General features: G+C 23.8%; 1 protein-coding gene. It reads right to left on the bottom strand.

The window, feature by feature from the left end:
• The coding region (locus tag AVBRAN12647_RS09665; protein WP_336615127.1) for a hypothetical protein at nt 1-256 on the bottom strand (256 nt) is incomplete at both ends.

Genomic DNA, 256 nt, shown 5'->3' with positions numbered 1-256 from the left:
AGCAATCTCACTAAACCAACCTGCTACATAATTAGCAGCGTCGCCTTTTAAAATAGTTTTTCCATTTTCTTCTAAAAAATCATTTTTATTAAAAAAGCTTTTTAAATCTTTTAAAATATCTTTATCTAAGCTAATTCCTACGCTTTTATTATCAAGGCTAAAAAATACATTTAATTCTTTATCACTTGTTTTATATTCAAAATTATTTGTTTTTATATCTTGTCTTATTTGGCTTAGATTAATAGTGCTATTTACA

Source organism: Campylobacter sp. RM12647, assembly GCF_020138135.1.
In the GTDB taxonomy this organism is placed as follows: Bacteria; Campylobacterota; Campylobacteria; order Campylobacterales; family Campylobacteraceae; genus Campylobacter_E.
This window is presented reverse-complemented; position numbering and strand designations above follow the sequence as displayed.